This window comes from Pseudomonas sp. MD330_10 (genome assembly GCF_042610415.1).
In the GTDB taxonomy this organism is placed as follows: domain Bacteria; phylum Pseudomonadota; class Gammaproteobacteria; order Pseudomonadales; family Pseudomonadaceae; genus Aquipseudomonas; species Aquipseudomonas rhodesiae.
Window position 1 is genome coordinate 208,899 of record NZ_JBHGZU010000006.1, and the last position, 15,918, is coordinate 224,816.

The window sequence follows — 15,918 nt, forward strand, 5'->3', positions numbered from 1 at the left end:
ACCCTTTCGATGCAGGTAAATATTTGAGCTACGCTAGAACGGGCCCTGCCGAGACGCACCAAAATGACCCACCCGTGCCTCAAAGGGATCCGCCGATTACCCACTTATCGGGGTGAACCGGTAACGCTTCACACATGAACGGATTTTTTACGCCTGACAACAGGTATTCCACAGAGAGGTCAAGCCCTAACCAAACGGCGTAAAAAGCCTGTGTTTATGCGGTTTTTACAGCTACGGAACTTTTTTCACGAAAAAATGACATTGGGTTACCGCTTTGAGCACGCTTGTTGCATTCACACCCACATCGTCGGCAACGGCACGGGTTCGGAGACCGGTGTTTCGCGATAAAAAACAACAGCGAGTCAGTACAAGGCAAGGATGCATTCGAACTTCGAAGGGAGTTTTGAAACAGTACTGAAGTTGTCAGTCCAGATACATTTTGGGCTGTGAATTTGCGACATGGAGCTAGCAATTTACGACAGCCTCGTAAAGAAGCTGAAAGGAAAGATGGGTAAGTATCGTCAATAGGGTCTGCGTGATATAACTTTGCGCCGACACAAAAAAGAAAGAGCCGCCCAGATAAAAATACAGGTGGGACGGCAGTACTCTTCCGAAAACCAAAGGAGCAAATCACGATGCGCGTGATGAAGTGGAGCATGATCGCACTGGCTGTTTCAGCCGGTACCTCGCAGTTCGCAATGGCGTCCGCCCAGGACGATTCCAAGGGTTTTATCGAAGACAGTACAGCAAGCATTCTGACGCGTGCTTTGTACTTCAGCCGTGACCGCCGTAACCACGATGCTGAGCAAAGCCGTATCGAAGAAGCGGGTCTGGGCTTCCATGGTCTGTTCAGCTCAGGCTACACCCAAGGCACCATCGGTGTTGGTGTTGATGTCATCGGCCTGCTGGGCGTCAAGCTCGATAGCGGCAAAGGTCGTGCAGGTACCGGCCTTTTCCCAGAAGGGTCCGACGGTCGTTCGCAAGATGACTACTCCAAAGCCGGCGCTGCCGTGAAATTCCGTATTTCCAACACCGTCCTGAAGGTTGGTGATCAATACACTACCGCCCCAGTATTCGCCTCCGATGACAGCCGCCTGCTGCCGGAACTGCCGCAGGGCGTTTCCATCACCAGCAACGAAATCAAAGATCTGAAACTGGAAGCCGGTCATTTCACCTCGATCGTTGCGCAGGATCAAACCTATCGCGACAGTATCGCCAGCTCTGAACCAGGCTCGAAACGCGGCCTGCGCGATGCCAACTTCTTGGGCGGCGTGTACTCTTGGACCCCTGAGGTCACCACCAGCCTCTACTACTCCAAAGTGGAAGACTATTGGAAGAAGATCTACGCCAACGTGAACTGGACCCACGCGCTCAGCGACGACCAGTCCGTGGCTGTCGACTTCAACATCTACGACACCAAGAGCGACGGCGCCGGCCTGGTACGTGCTGACAAAGACAGCACCACCAAGCTCGACAACCGTGCGTTCAGCCTGCAAGGCGCGTACACCATTGGCGCTCACACCTTCACCCTGGCAGCACAGAAGGTCAGCGGCGACGGCCAGTACGGTTACGGCGTAGACGGCGGCGGCACGATTTTCCTGGCCAACTCCATCGCCCGTTCCGACTTCAACGCTGAAGACGAGAAGTCCTACCAGGCTCGCTATGACCTGAACATGGCGACCTTTGGCATCCCAGGCCTGAGTTTCATGACTCGTTATGTGAAAGGTACTGGCGCCAACACCTCGACCACTAACAATGGTAAAGAGTGGGAACGCGATATCGAAGCCAAATACGTGATCCAGAGCGGTCCAGCCAAAGACCTGAGCCTGCGCGTACGTCAAGCGACCTATCGCTCGTCTGATCAGGTTTACTCGGGCTCTCTCGACGAACTGCGTCTGATCGCGCAATACCCGCTGAACATCTTGTAATTGTCGGTTTAATTACAACGATGACTTAAGGCCTCGGCCGTAAAATAGAAAGCCGGCCTTCTGTTTCCAGAAGGCCGGCTTTTTTTTGCAAAATTATTACATCGGAAAAATAACTAGCAAGCTAACTAACGAGATTAAGGTGAGACGTTTAACCTGACCGAATGGCCAAGTTAAACTTTCGCTCTTTTTATTACTTCGGCGCCGCTTCCTGCATTACACGAATAACCCGCTGCGGAAATGGAATATCAATCCCCGCCGCTTTCAAACGGTCACGTGCGAATTCATTGAGCATAAACATCACATCCCAATAATCCGCCGTTTTAGTCCAGCAGCGCAGCGAAACGGTGATCGAGCTATCCCCCAAGGTGGAAACCACGGCTACAGCGGCTGGGTCTTCCAGTACGCGTGGGTCCTTGGCCAGCTCCAGCAGAACGTCGCGGGCTTTCTGCAGGTCGGCTTCATAGTCCACACCGACGTCGAACACCACCTTGCGGGTCGGTTGACGGTTGGTGTTGGTGATGATCCCGTTGGACAGGATGCCATTCGGCACGATGACAGTTTTGTTGTCGCCCGTACGCAGCACCGTGTGGAAAATCTGAATGCTGTCGACGGTGCCAGAGGTACCTTGAGCTTCGATCCAGTCGCCGATGCGGAACGGGCGGAACAGCAGAATCAGCACCCCACCGGCAAAGTTCGCCAGGCTGCCTTGCAACGCCAGACCAATGGCCAGGGTGGCGGCACCAATAGCGGCGACGAAGGAGGTGGTTTCTACACCGATCATCGAGGCCACGCTGACAATCAGCATCACCTTGAGCACGATGTTCGCCAGGCTGGTGATGAAATGCTGCAACGCCAGGTCAGCGTTGCGTACCGCCAGCAAACGGCCCACGCGATGGGTCAATTTATTGATCAGCCACCAGCCGATGGCCAGGGTGATAACGGCGAGCAAAACCCGGCTGCCGTATTCCATGATCATCGGGATCCAGGACTGGGAAGTCTTGACCAGACGATCTACTTCAGCGTTCAAGTCCATTGCTGTTCTCCTGTTTATGGACGGTCGGCGCTTAAAGCAATTGAGCCCCGTAGGGCTCAAGAGTAGGCGCAATTATTGGGGGGTGGGACGTCAAAAACGCCCTTGGGTTCCCCAGGCAGCCATCAGTCGCGGAAGTTATTGAACTGCAGCGGCATGTCGAAGGACTTGGCGCGCAGGGCCGCGATGGCCTCTTGCAGGTCGTCACGCTTCTTACCGGTGACGCGTACCTGCTCGCCCTGGATGGCGGCCTGGACCTTGAGCTTGGCGTCCTTGATATGCGCGACGATTTTCTTCGCCAGCTCCTTGTCGATACCTTCTTTGAGGATGACTTCCTGCTTCATCAGCTTGCCAGAGGCGTAGGCGTCCTTGATTTCCAGGCACTGCGCGTCGATCTTGCGTTTGACCAGGGACAGCTTGAGGATCTCGATCATCGCTTCCAGCTGGAAATCGGCTTCAGCGGTCAGGTTGACGGTCAGTTCCTTTTCCTTGAATTCGAAGCTGCCCTTGCCCTTCAGGTCATAGCGACGGTCCAGCTCCTTGACGGCGTTCTCGACGGCGTTGGTGACTTCGTGTTTGTCCAGTTCAGATACCACGTCGAACGAAGGCATGTGATTTCTCCAATATAAGGGGCGGGTTCAGTAGAGATGGAGCGCGCCCGAGCTAAAATGCCGGGGCATTATAGCGGTTCTTTCGTCCCGTTCACTGTGAGCGACCTTGCGGAGTACAAACTGATGTCGACCACCTGGCATATTCTCGGCGCCGGCAGCCTGGGCACACTCTGGGCCACACGGCTGGCGCGCGCGGGCGTGCCTGTGCGCTTGATCCTGCGCGACGAGACGCGCCTGGCCAGTTATCAGGCGGGCAACGGGCTGACCCTGGTGGAGCATGGTGAAGCACATACCTACCCGGTGATTGGCGAAACGCCCGACAGCCCGACGCAGATCCGTCGCCTTCTGGTCGCGTGCAAAGCCTACGACGCCCAAGCGGCAATCGCACAGCTGCAACCGCGCCTGGTACCGGATGCCGAGTTGATTCTGCTGCAGAACGGCCTGGGCAGTCAGGACGCGGTGGCCGCGCAGTTGCCCCTGGCGCGTTGCATCTTTGCCTCCAGCACCGAGGGTGCTTTCCGCGACGGCGACTGGCGCGTGGTATTCGCCGGCCATGGTTACACCTGGCTGGGAGACGCCCGCCACCCGACGCCCCCGCTCTGGCTGGATGACCTGCACATCGCCGGCATCCCCCACGCCTGGAGCACCGATATCCTGACGCGCCTGTGGCGCAAGCTGGCGCTCAATTGCGCGATCAACCCACTGACCGTGCTTTACCAATGCCGTAACGGCGGCCTACAAAACCATCGCTGTGAAGTGGCAACCTTGTGTGGGGAGTTGAGCGAACTGCTGAAATGCGCTGGCCAGCCTGCCGCAGCCCTGGATTTACAGGATGAAGTGGAGCGGGTGATTCACGCCACTGCCGCCAACTATTCGTCCATGTATCAGGACGTCGCCAATGCCCGACGCACCGAAATCAGCTATCTGTTGGGCTATGCTTGCCAGGCGGCAGCCCGTCACCAATTGAAGCTGCCTCACTTGCAGCAGTTGCACGAACGCCTGGTCGACGAGCTGCGCGCGCGCGGATTGCCCCGCGACTGAACCACGCGCTACCCTGCCCGCCTGTCTATCTCCTGGAAAAAACCTGATGCCGCTGCGCCAGCGTCTAGAAAACCTACCGGTCGGGCAGAAACTGCTGGCGGCCTTGCTGGTGCTGCTGACCACCGTCCTGCTGGTGGCCAACCTGACCTTTATCAGCGCCGCCTACTGGATCTCCCAGGAAAGCATGGCCCCCCAGGCCTTGCAGGCTATCGGGCGACTGGTCTCCAACCCGGCGCTGGCCGCCGAAGCGCTCGAATCTCCAGAAAAGGCCAATGCCCTGCTCAATGAGTTGACCAGCTACTCACCTTTGCGCGCCGCCGCTTTATATGACAGCGCAGGCAACCGCCTGGCACAGATGCAACACGGTGATCGCCTGCACCTGCCGGACAATTACAGGCATATCGAAGCCTGGCGCGTGACTGAGTTTCGCACTAACCAAGTGATCACCCTGCCCCGCCCTGGGCAGCCATCCGGGCATCTGCTGCTGGTCGCCAGTAGCGAACTGCCTGTAGCGTTTTACACCGGTACGCTGACCGCCAGCCTTGGCATCCTGATTTTCAGTGTGCTGCTGTGGCTGGTCATCGCGCGTCAGATCAAACGCCTGATCACAAAACCGATCCACGAACTGGAAGAACTGTCGCGCCAAGTGACCCGGGAAGAGAACTATTCCCTGCGCGCCCGGCGTGGCAATCACGATGAGATCGGCAGCCTGGCCGAAGCCTTCAATACCATGCTTTCGCGCATCGAAGCCCGCGAGCAACAACTCAAGCGTGCCCGCGACGATTCCCAGGCCGCCTACGATCAAGCCCAAGGCCTGGCGGAAGAGACGCGTCATACCAATCGCAAACTGGAATTGGAAGTCCAGGTACGCAGCAAGATCGAGAAAAAACTCACCGGTTTCCAGAATTACCTCAACAGCATCATCGACTCGATGCCTTCGGCGCTGATTGCCCTGGACGAACAGCTCTACGTCACCCAGTGGAACCAGGAAGCCAGCGCACTTTCCGGTACGCGGCTGGATGAAGCCTTGAACCAGCCGATCTACCTGGCCTTTCAGCCGCTCAAACCGTTCCTGCCGCAGATCAAGGCCACGGTCGAGCAACACACCGTGGAGCGCATCGAACGGGTGACCTGGGTCAAGGACGATGAGCCCAAACATTACGCTCTGACCTTTTACCCGCTGACAGGCGGTGCCGGTCGTGGCGTCGTGATCCGTATCGATGACATCACCCAGCGCCTGTCCCTTGAAGAAATGATGGTGCAGTCGGAAAAAATGCTCTCCGTCGGCGGGCTTGCCGCCGGAATGGCCCACGAGATCAATAACCCGCTGGGGGCGATCCTGCACAACGTGCAGAACATCCGCCGCCGCCTGTCCGCGGACTTGCCCAAGAACCTTGAACACGCCGAACAGGTCGGCGTCGAACTGGCCATGGTCAACCGTTACCTGCAAAGCCGCGAAGTGCCGCAATTGCTCGATGGCATCCAGCAAGCGGGCGCGCGGGCGGCGAAGATCGTGACCCATATGCTCAGTTTCAGCCGCCGCAGCAATCGACAGATGGCCCCTTGCGATTTGCCGGCGCTGATCGATCAGGCCGTGGAAATTGCCGGCAATGACTTCGACTTGACCATCGGCTTTGACTTCAAGGGCCAGGCGATCATCCGTCAGTTCGATCCGCAACTGGGCCCGGTACCCGGTACTGCCAACGAACTGGAACAGGTGCTGCTCAACCTGCTGAAAAACGCAGCTCAAGCCATTCACCTGCGTGAGGATGACCGCGAGCCGGGCCGCATCATCCTGCGCACCCGCCTGAATCCGCCCTGGGCCGAGATCCAGGTGGAAGACAACGGCATCGGCATGAGCGAAAACGTGCGCAAACGCACGTTCGAGCCCTTTTTCACCACCAAGGAAATCGGCCAGGGCACCGGGCTGGGGCTGTCGGTGTCGTACTTCATCATCACCAACAACCACAAAGGCCAGATGGAAGTGCAGTCCACCCTTGGCCAAGGCACCTGTATTACCCTGCGCCTCCCCTTGGCCGGCAGCCAACTGCCGGCCCACGAACTGACCCCACTGGAGCAATGACCATGGGCTTTCGCCTGTCGAAAATCTATACCCGCACCGGCGACACAGGTGAAACCGGCCTGGGCGACGGCCGCCGCGTTCCCAAGGACCACCCACGTGTCGAAGCCATTGGCGAAGTCGATACGCTGAACAGCCAGTTGGGATTACTGCTGGCCGGCCTTGAAGAGCAGAGCGGGCAGCATCCGGCGCTCAATGATGTGATCGAAGTGCTCGCGCCTTGCCAGCATCGGCTGTTCGACCTGGGTGGTGAGCTGGCGATGCCGGTGTACAAAGCGTTGAATGCGGCGGAAGTGGATCGCCTGGAAGCAGCGATCGATCGTTGGAACGAAGAAGTCGGGCCACTGGAAAACTTTATCTTGCCGGGTGGTTCCGCGCTGATTGCCCAGGCCCATATGTGCCGAAGCCTGGCCCGCAGTGCCGAGCGACGGTGTCAGCACCTGAATGCTATCGAGCCGCTGGAAGGCGTGGGGTTGGCGTATATCAATCGTTTGTCGGATCTGCTGTTTGTGGCAGCGCGGGTGATCGCCAAGCGCCAGGGTGTCGCGGAGGTTTTGTGGCAGGCTGCGGCGAAGCCCCATTGATCATGATTCGGTGACCGGGAGGGCCTATCGGGGGCAAGCCCCCTCCCACCTTTGATCTGTAAAAACATTCCAATGTGGGAGGGGGCTTGCCCCCGATAAGGCCCGCCGGAGCAACCTCAAGCCTGCGGCCAGAACGCCCTGATACCCGCCACACCCTGGGCACCGGCTTCCCAAGCCCGCTCCCGCTCCGCAGGCCCGACCCCACCCAGCAAATATACCGGCTTGTTGAACCCACGGATCAATTCCATCGCCTGCTCCCAACCCAATGGCTGCGCATCGGGATGGGTCTGGGTCGGCTGAACCGGCGACAGGGTGACAAAATCCACGTCCATCAATTCAGCCAACGCCAGTTCTTCAGCGTTGTGGCACGAAGCCGCCAACCAGCGATCCTTCGGCAAAGGGCGGCCCTTGCTTGCATATTTGCGCAGTTGGGCCGAGGTCATGTGCCAGCCGGCGGAAGGGAAATCCCCCAGCCACTCGAACGGCCCTTTGAGCATCAATTGCGCCTTGCCGGCGCAAAGCCCCACCGCATCCACCGCCAGGTCACGGTATTTGGGGTCGTAGCCATTAGGCGCACGCAGTTGCACCAGCTTGATCCCACCGGCGATGGCTTTTTGGATACCGCGCAACAGGGGCGCGGCGTCCAGCTCGCCGGGGGTGATCAGGTATTCAGCCGGCAACCGTGCGGCCGCAACGATCGGCGCGTTGGCCGCCGGGAACTCATAGTTGAGCAGATCCCGCGGGGCCACCCACTCCAACGGTTGCCCTTCGGCGCCATGGGGCTCGCCGGTGAAGGCCGAGACTTCCCAGACATCCAGTAACACCTGCTTGTCCGGATAGTCATGTTGCACGTTGATCAGCGGTCGCGCCGTGGTGACCTGGATACCCAACTCTTCCTGCAACTCGCGGGACAATGCGGCGGCGACAGATTCATCGGCCTCCACCTTGCCTCCGGGAAACTCCCAGAGGCCGCCCTGGTGTTGGGTGTCGGCACGTCGCGCCAGCAGGATTCTGCCGTCGGCGCCGCGGATCACTGCTGCTGCTACATGCACGCGTTTCACCGTGTGTGTCCTCCGGCTATCAGGTGCGGTATTCCGCGTTGATTTTCACGTATTCGTGGGACAGGTCGGTGGTCCAGATGGTTTCGCTGCAATCGCCGCGACCCAGCTCGATGCGGATGGTGATTTCTTCCTGCTGCATCACCGCCGAACCCTGGGCTTCGGTGTAGCTTTCAGCACGGGCACCACGGCTGGCGATGCACACGTCGCCGAGGAATACGTCGATCTTGCTCACGTCCAGGTCTGGCACACCGGCACGGCCAACAGCGGCCAGGATACGTCCCCAGTTCGGGTCCGAGGCGAACAGCGCGGTTTTGATCAGCGGCGAATGGGCCACGGTGTAGCCGACATCCAGGCATTCCTGATGGTTGCCGCCTCCGTTGACCTGCACGGTAACGAACTTGGTAGCGCCCTCGCCGTCACGCACGATGGCCTGGGCCACGTCCATGCACACTTCGAACACTGCTTGCTTGAGGGCGGCGAAATAAGCGCCGCTGGCCTCGGTGATTTCCGGCAGATCAGCCTTACCGGTGGCGATCAGCATGCAGCAGTCGTTGGTCGAAGTGTCGCCATCGATGGTGATGCGGTTGAACGACTTGTTGGCACCGTCCAGCATCAGATTCTGCAGCACGCTGCGCGAAACCTTGGCGTCGGTGGCGATGTAGCCCAGCATGGTCGCCATGTTCGGTCGGATCATGCCCGCGCCCTTGCTGATACCGGTCACGGTTACGGTCACACCGTCGTGCACGAACTGACGGCTCGCGCCTTTTGGCAGGGTGTCGGTGGTCATGATGCCAGTGGCGGCCGCGGCCCAGTTATCCACAGACAGGTCATCCAGCGCCGCTTGCAGGGCACCTTCGATTTTTTCCACAGGCAGAGGCTCGCCGATCACACCCGTGGAGTACGGCAGCACCTGGCTGGCGTCCACGCCGGTCAGTTGGGCCAGCTTGGCGCAGGTGCGCGCGGCGGCCACCAGGCCAGGCTCACCGGTACCCGCGTTGGCGTTGCCGGTGTTGGTCAACAGGTAACGGATCGGCCCGGCAACGCGTTGCTTGGCCAGGATCACCGGCGCGGCGCAAAACGCATTGAGAGTAAACACACCTGCCACCGTCGAGCCTTCGGCGCAGCGCATCACCACCACATCCTTGCGGCCCGGGCGCTTGATACCGGCCGAAGCGATGCCGAGTTCAAAACCGGCAACCGGGTGCAATGTGGGCAAAGGACCAAGACCAACAGCCATGAATGCGCTCCTAAAATAAGGTGATGTCTGTGCCGTCGCTATCGACGGTGGGAATTAATGGCAAAACGCCGCGACGGCAAAGGCCGGTCGCGGCGCGGGGTGCTGCAGCGTCAGGCAAAAATCTTAGTTGATTTCGCCGTGGCAGTGTTTGAACTTCTTGCCCGAACCGCACCAGCACAGCTCGTTGCGGCCCAGCTTCTGCTCATTGCGAACCGGCGTTGGCGCCAAGGCCACTTCGACCTCTTCACCCAACGCTTCCGGCTGATCGAGGCCTGGCGCTTCGTCGTGCTGGAATTGCATGCGCGCGGCCAAGGCTTCCGCTTCCTGGCGCAGGCGTGCTTCTTCCTCGGCTGGGTCTTCGCGGCGTACCTGGACGTGGGAGAGCACGCGAATCGAATCGCGCTTGATCGAATCCAGCAGCTCGGAGAACAGGGTAAACGACTCGCGCTTGTACTCCTGCTTCGGGTTTTTCTGGGCGTAGCCACGCAGGTGGATGCCGTGACGCAGGTGATCCATGGTCGACAGGTGGTCTTTCCACAGGTCGTCCAGCACGCGCAATACGATTTGCTTCTCGAAGGTACGCAGTGCTTCGGCACTTGCCTGCTCTTCTTTCTCGTTGTACGCGGCGAGCAACTCGGCCATCAGTTTTTCGCGCAGGGTTTCTTCGTACAGGTGGTCGTCTTCGTCGAGCCACTGCTGGACCGGCAGATCCACACCGAAGTCGCTCTTCAATGCAGCTTCCAGACCGGCCACATCCCACTGTTCAGGCAGCGATTGTGGTGGAATGTGCGCGCTGACGGTGGCGTTGAGCACGTCCTGGCGGAAATCGGCGATGGTTTCGCCAATGTTGTCGGCGGCCAGCAACGTGTTACGCATGTGATAGATCACTTTACGTTGTTCGTTGTTGACGTCGTCGAACTCCAGCAGTTGCTTACGGATGTCGAAGTTGCGCCCTTCAACCTTGCGCTGTGCCTTCTCGATGGCATTGGTCACCATGCGGTGCTCAATGGCTTCACCGGACTGCATGCCCAGGGCCTTCATGAAGTTTTTCACCCGATCCGAAGCGAAAATGCGCATCAGGCTGTCTTCGAGGGACAGATAGAAACGGCTCGAACCGGCGTCACCCTGGCGACCGGCACGGCCACGCAGCTGGTTGTCGATACGGCGCGATTCATGACGCTCGGAAGCGATCACTTGCAGACCGCCGGACTCCAGTACCGCCTGATGACGCTTCTGCCAATCGGCTTTGATCTGGGCGATCTGCTCAGGGGTTGGGTTGTCCAGGGACGCTACTTCCACTTCCCAGTTGCCGCCCAGCAGGATGTCGGTACCACGACCGGCCATGTTGGTGGCGATGGTCAGTGCGCCTGGGCGACCGGCCTGGGCGATGATTTCGGCTTCTTTTTCGTGGAACTTGGCGTTGAGCACTTTGTGTTCGATGCCTTCCTTATTGAGCAGGTTGGACACATGCTCGGAAGTCTCGATGGTGGCGGTACCCACCAGGATCGGACGGCCCTTGGCCATGCCGTCCTTGATGTCGTTGATGATCGCCGCGTATTTCTCTTCGGCGGTCAGGAACACCAGGTCGTTGAAGTCTTTACGTGCCAATGGCTTGTTCGGTGGAATGACCACCACCGAAAGACCGTAGATCTGGTGGAATTCGAACGCTTCGGTGTCGGCCGTACCGGTCATGCCGGACAGCTTGTTGTACAGACGGAAGTAGTTCTGGAACGTGGTGGACGCCAACGTCTGGCTTTCCGCCTGGATGTTGAGCATTTCCTTGGCTTCGATGGCCTGGTGCAAACCTTCGGACAAACGGCGCCCCGGCATGGTACGGCCGGTATGTTCGTCAACCAGTACGACCTGGCCGTCCTGCACGATGTATTCGACGTTGCGGTGGAAGAGCTTGTGAGCACGCAGACCGGCGTAGACGTGAGTCAACAGGCCCAGGTTATGCGCCGAGTACAGGCTCTCGCCCTCGGCCAGCAGGCCGATCTGGGTGAGCATGTCCTCGACGAACTGGTGACCGGCTTCATTGAGTTCGACCTGGCGGGTCTTTTCGTCAATGGTGAAGTGACCTTCTTTGGTCACCACGCCTTCCACTTCTTCGATGTGCTGGGTCAGACGCGGAATCAGCTTGTTGATTTCGGTGTACAGGCGCGAGCTGTCTTCGGCCTGGCCGGAGATGATCAGCGGCGTACGGGCTTCGTCGATGAGGATGGAGTCGACTTCGTCGATCACGGCAAAATTGAGTTCGCGCTGGAATTTTTCTTCCATGCTGAACGCCATGTTGTCGCGCAGGTAGTCAAAACCGAATTCGTTGTTGGTGCCGTAGGTGATGTCGGCGGCATAGGCGGCGCGTTTTTCTTCCGGCGGCTGGAACGGCGTTACAACGCCGACGGTCAGGCCGAGGAATTCATACAGCGGGCGCATCCAGTTGGCGTCCCGGCGAGCCAGGTAGTCGTTCACCGTCACAACGTGCACGCCCTTGCCGGACAGTGCGTTGAGGTAAACGCCAAGGGTCGCTACCAGGGTCTTGCCTTCACCGGTACGCATTTCGGCAATCATGCCTTCGTGCAAGGTCATGCCACCGATCAACTGGACGTCGAAGTGGCGCATGCCCATGACGCGCTTACCGGCTTCACGGGCAACCGCAAAGGCTTCGGGCAGCAGTTTGTCGAGGGTTTCACCTTTGGCTATGCGGGCCTTGAACTCTTGGGTCTTGGCGCGCAATTGCTCGTCCGAAAGGGCAACCATCTGCTCTTCGAAGGCATTGACCAGCTGCACCGTCTTGAGCATGCGTTTGACTTCGCGCTCATTCTTGCTTCCAAAAAGTTTCTTTAACAAAGGCGCAAACATATCGGCAGGTTCTTCCACACATAGGGATGGAGGGCGCACCGTCAGTGGCCCGAGCAGCCCTCACGGCCGCATGCGAACGCGCATTCTACCCGGAATCGTGGGTGAGGAAAGTGGCGTTGTTCCCCGATGCAGGCATGGGGCGGTGAGAGGGCTTGTTTAAAATAAGGGCTTTTACGCGAACTTCAACCCATCGGGCGCAGAAGTTACCGATTGATTTCGTTGGCTAAGTGTCGTCGACGCAGGGCCTGAGGGCCGGCCGGCGCTTTCTGCTAAGATGGCGGCTCTGTTACTTTAGGTGTCCAATCATGGCATTTCGCCCTGTCGCCGCCCGCGCCCCCGGCGTGTTGCTTCGCGAAGCCAAACCGTTGAAAGCCATTTTCGGCCATGCCCAACGCTTGGGCCTGTTGCAACGTCTGCTGGAAAGCCAATTGCAACCGGCTGCGCGCGAGCACTGCCGTGTCGCCTCTTGGCGCGAAGGCAATCTGCTGCTGATCGTGACTGATGGCCATTGGGCCACTCGCTTGCGCTATCAGCAAAAACGCCTGCAGCGTCAGTTGATGGCGTTCGATGAGTTCGCCAACCTGACGCGCATCCAGTTCAAAGTGCAGCCGCCGACTGTCCAGCCAAGTACTGCCGTGCACTCGCACGACCTGTCGGTGAACGCGGCCGAGAGCATTCAGGCCACGGCCGAGGGGATCCGCGATCCGGGTTTGCGCGGCGCCCTTGAGCGGTTGGCTGCCCACGCCAAGCCCAAACCCTGACCGTCTATTTGCGTTTGCTGCCCCCCAGTAGCGAGCCGAGCAACCCTCGCACCAACTGCCGCCCCATCTGATTGGCCGCCTGCTGCATAGCCGATTTGAGCGCCTTACCTGCCGCCGTGCCGAGAAACGCCCCTGCCCTGTCGGTAAAACTCGGCGTTTCAGCGGCCTGGCCGGCGCCTTCGGTCGGGCCCAGCTCTTTGCGCGCCATCAGCACCTCATAGGCCGACTCACGATCAATCGGTTTATCGTAGCGACCCTGTAGGGGCGACACGGCGACCAGCGCTGCGCGCTCGACCTCGCTTAGTGGGCCGATCCGCGATTGCGGCGGCGCCACCAAGACGCGCTGGACGACTTCCGGCGTGCCTTTTTCCTGCAAGGTGCCTACTAATGCCTCACCCGTACCTAACTCGGTCAACACCGACAAAGCGTCAAACGCCGGGTTGGGTCGAAAGCCCTCCGCCACCGCCCGCAGGGACTTCTGCTCCTTGGTGGTGAACGCCCGCAATCCATGTTGAATCCGCAGGCCCAATTGTGCGAGCACGGTGTCGGGCAGGTCGCCTGGGGATTGTGTGACAAAGTACACCCCTACCCCTTTGGAGCGAATCAGCCGCACCACCTGTTCCAAACGCTCTTGCAAGGCCTTGGGTGTGTCGGCGAACAGCAAATGCGCTTCATCGAAGAACAACGCCAGCAGCGGTTTGTCCGCATCGCCGCGCTCCGGCAGTTGCTCGAATAACTCGGCTAACAGCCACAGCAGGAATGTCGCGTACACCTTGGGCGCCTCATGCACCAGGCGGCTGGCATCCAATAGATGGATGCGGCCGCGCCCATCGGCATTGGGTTGCAGGATGTCTTCAAGCTGCAACGCCGGCTCGCCAAATAATGCTTCGGCACCCTGCTGTTCCAGCACCGCCAGACGCCTCAACAGGGCCTGGCTAGAGCCGGTGGTCAGCAGCGCCGCGTCTTCGCCCAACAGCTCGGGGTGATAGCGCAGGTGGTTGAGCAGCGCCTTCAGATCTTTCAGATCCAGCAGCAGCAAGCCTTCGCGATCCGCCACTTTGAACGCCGCGTATAACGCCGATTGCTGGCTGTCGGTGAGTTCCAGCAGGCTGCCGAGCAATAACGGGCCCATTTCGCTGATAGTGGTGCGCAAAGGATGACCGGACTGACCGTGGATGTCCCACAGCGTTACCGGATAAGCCTTAGCGGTGTAATTAAGGAAGGGCATGCCGGCGATACGCTCGGCCACCTTGCCCTGAGGGTTTGCCGCCGCGCCCAGGCCACACAGGTCGCCCTTAATGTCTGCGGCAAATACCGCAACCCCCGCATCACTGAAGGCTTCGGCCAAGCGCTGCAATGTGACGGTCTTGCCCGTGCCGGTAGCGCCGGCAATCAACCCGTGGCGGTTAGCCAGGCGCATGGCCTGGGCAATAGGATCGCCGGACAGGTCAGCGCCGATAAGAAGTTGCGTGGAGTCAGGCATTTCGTCACCCATGGTTAATCTTTAATGCGGCAAGGTCGATACAGACAGAGTGAGACCCATAAAGTCGAAAAATAGGTCAGATAGTTCCCACAGGGACCACGGAACTGCGACAACAAATAGCACACCTTTTTTCCTACTGTCATTTCGCGCATCCCATGAGGACGCGCTTTGGATATAAAGACCTTAGCGGACCCTACAAGCCATGAATAAAAATCTGCGTTTCAGCCACAAAATCCTGCTTGCGGCCTCCCTTATCGTCATCGCCGCTTTCGCATTATTCACGCTGTACAACGACTACTTGCAGCGCAACGCCATTCGCGACGATCTGAACAATTACCTGCATGAAATGGGCGATGTCACCGCTAGCAATATCCAAACCTGGCTGACCGGGCGCATTGCCCTGGTCGAAAACGCCGCCCAGAACATCGCGATCAACCCGGAACCGGGTGTCGTCGCCAGCCTGCTGGAACAGAAAGCCCTGACGTCCTCCTTCATGGCCACCTACGTGGGCGACAGCCAGGGCGCGTTCACCATCCGCCCCGACACCAAAATGCCAGATGGCTTCGACCCACGTGTGCGCCCCTGGTACAAAGGCGCGCAAAGCAGCAACGGTTCAACCCTGACTGAGCCTTATATCGACGCGGCGACCGGGCAATTGATCATTTCCATCGCCACCCCCAGCAGCAAGGGCAGCCAAAGCATCGGCGTGGTCGGCGGCGACCTGAGCCTGCAAACCCTGGTGGATACCATTGGCGCACTGGACTTCGGCGGCATGGGCTATGCCTTTCTGGTCAGCGCCGACGGCAAAGTGCTGGTGCACCCGGACAAAACCCTGGTGATGAAAACCCTGGCCGATCTGTATCCGAAAAATACACCCAAGATCAGCCGCGACTTCAGCGAAGTCCAAGCCAACGGCAAAGACAACATCGTGACCTTCACGCCGATCAAAGGCTTGCCGTCAGTGCAGTGGTACTTGGGTATCTCGGTGGATAAAGACAAATCCTTCGCCATGCTCAGCGAGTTCCGCACGTCGGCGGTGATCGCCACCCTCATTGCGGTGGCCATCATCATCGCTCTGCTTGGCATGCTGATCCGCGTGCTGCTGCAACCGCTGCATGTGATGACCCGCGCGATGCAGGATATCGCCGACGGCGAGGGTGACCTGACACGACGTCTGACCATCCAGAATCACGATGAATTCGGCACTCTGGGTAATGCATTCAACCGCTTCGTGGAGCGGATT

At 59.1% G+C, this 15,918-nt stretch carries 11 protein-coding genes and 1 pseudogene; 6 read left to right on the forward strand and 6 right to left on the reverse strand.

Annotated elements, in window-relative coordinates; genetic code table 11:
• Window positions 1–635: 635 nt before the first annotated feature.
• Complete coding sequence (locus ACFZPT_RS12190; protein ID WP_034114977.1) at window positions 636–1,928, forward strand: OprD family porin; 1,293 nt, start codon at window positions 636–638, stop codon at window positions 1,926–1,928.
• A 190-nt stretch (window positions 1,929–2,118) separates the two neighbouring features.
• Here the strand turns inward: ACFZPT_RS12190 and ACFZPT_RS12195 are convergent, their stop codons facing one another.
• Window positions 2,119–2,961, reverse strand: a complete 843-nt coding sequence (locus tag ACFZPT_RS12195; protein ID WP_034100190.1) for a mechanosensitive ion channel family protein — start codon at window positions 2,959–2,961, stop codon at window positions 2,119–2,121.
• A 122-nt stretch (window positions 2,962–3,083) separates the two neighbouring features.
• Window positions 3,084–3,569: a YajQ family cyclic di-GMP-binding protein gene (locus ACFZPT_RS12200; RefSeq protein ID WP_034100192.1), complete on the reverse strand. Its 486-nt coding sequence runs from the start codon at window positions 3,567–3,569 to the stop codon at window positions 3,084–3,086.
• 123 nt (window positions 3,570–3,692) lie between these two features.
• Between ACFZPT_RS12200 and ACFZPT_RS12205 the strand changes: the two genes are divergently transcribed.
• Genes ACFZPT_RS12205 through ACFZPT_RS12215 form a run of 3 tightly spaced genes read left to right on the forward strand, consistent with a single transcriptional unit; the run spans window position 3,693 to window position 7,274 of the window.
• Window positions 3,693–4,610, forward strand: a complete 918-nt coding sequence (locus tag ACFZPT_RS12205) for a putative 2-dehydropantoate 2-reductase (protein ID WP_034114991.1) — start codon at window positions 3,693–3,695, stop codon at window positions 4,608–4,610.
• Between the two features lie 46 nt (window positions 4,611–4,656).
• Window positions 4,657–6,693 (forward strand): PAS domain-containing sensor histidine kinase, encoded by a 2,037-nt coding sequence (locus tag ACFZPT_RS12210; protein WP_034114978.1) that lies wholly within the window; start codon window positions 4,657–4,659, stop codon window positions 6,691–6,693.
• 2 nt (window positions 6,694–6,695) lie between these two features.
• Window positions 6,696–7,274: a cob(I)yrinic acid a,c-diamide adenosyltransferase gene (locus tag ACFZPT_RS12215; RefSeq protein WP_034100196.1), complete on the forward strand. Its 579-nt coding sequence runs from the start codon at window positions 6,696–6,698 to the stop codon at window positions 7,272–7,274.
• Window positions 7,275–7,390: 116 nt separating this feature from the next.
• Here the strand turns inward: ACFZPT_RS12215 and ACFZPT_RS12220 are convergent, their stop codons facing one another.
• The 3 genes from ACFZPT_RS12220 to secA form a co-directional block, all read right to left on the reverse strand.
• The gene (locus tag ACFZPT_RS12220; protein ID WP_034100198.1) at window positions 7,391–8,335 is read right to left on the reverse strand and encodes a Nudix family hydrolase; all 945 of its coding nucleotides are present in this window, start codon (window positions 8,333–8,335) and stop codon (window positions 7,391–7,393) included.
• Window positions 8,336–8,354: 19 nt separating this feature from the next.
• Window positions 8,355–9,572, reverse strand: a complete 1,218-nt coding sequence (gene argJ, locus ACFZPT_RS12225; protein ID WP_034100200.1) for a bifunctional glutamate N-acetyltransferase/amino-acid acetyltransferase ArgJ — start codon at window positions 9,570–9,572, stop codon at window positions 8,355–8,357.
• Window positions 9,573–9,695: 123 nt separating this feature from the next.
• The gene (gene secA / locus ACFZPT_RS12230; protein ID WP_034100202.1) at window positions 9,696–12,431 is read right to left on the reverse strand and encodes a preprotein translocase subunit SecA; all 2,736 of its coding nucleotides are present in this window, start codon (window positions 12,429–12,431) and stop codon (window positions 9,696–9,698) included.
• 305 nt (window positions 12,432–12,736) lie between these two features.
• Between secA and ACFZPT_RS12235 the strand changes: the two genes are divergently transcribed.
• Window positions 12,737–13,192, forward strand: coding sequence for a DUF721 domain-containing protein (locus ACFZPT_RS12235; RefSeq protein WP_034100204.1), 456 nt, complete (start codon window positions 12,737–12,739; stop codon window positions 13,190–13,192).
• Between the two features lie 4 nt (window positions 13,193–13,196).
• Here ACFZPT_RS12235 and ACFZPT_RS12240 read toward each other — a convergent pair whose 3' ends face one another.
• Entirely contained in the window at window positions 13,197–14,675 is a 1,479-nt protein-coding gene (locus ACFZPT_RS12240) for a helicase HerA-like domain-containing protein (RefSeq protein WP_099313012.1), read from the reverse strand.
• 202 nt (window positions 14,676–14,877) lie between these two features.
• Between ACFZPT_RS12240 and ACFZPT_RS12245 the strand changes: the two are divergent.
• Window positions 14,878–15,909: pseudogene (locus ACFZPT_RS12245) on the forward strand (cache domain-containing protein); the annotation flags it as partial.
• Window positions 15,910–15,918 lie beyond the last annotated feature (9 nt).